This is a genomic window from Robertkochia sediminum (genome assembly GCF_016786255.1).
In the GTDB taxonomy this organism is placed as follows: domain Bacteria; phylum Bacteroidota; class Bacteroidia; order Flavobacteriales; family Flavobacteriaceae; genus Robertkochia; species Robertkochia sediminum.
The window spans coordinates 1-252 of the sequence record NZ_JADMKT010000057.1; the positions used below are offsets into that span (position 1 = coordinate 1).

The window sequence follows — 252 nt, forward strand, 5'->3', positions numbered from 1 at the left end:
CGGTATGTGCTACCGGCGTGGTGACCTTTACAGTAACCGACCCTGATGATGATGGTGATGGCGTACCGAACAGTACCGACCCGGCACCTGCAGATCCTTGTGTTCCTGCACAATCTGCCGGATATACCGGATATGATGCAAGCAATGCCATTTGGGCTTCGGGCGACTGTGACGGCGATGGTGTTCTCAATGGAGCTGAAGCCACCAATGGAACTGATCCCTATAATGCAGACACCGATGGCGACGGGCTCA

1 pseudogene is annotated in these 252 nt (G+C 54.8%); it reads left to right on the top strand.

Annotated elements, in window-relative coordinates:
* Window positions 1-252: pseudogene (locus tag IS446_RS00210) on the top strand (hypothetical protein); the annotation flags it as partial.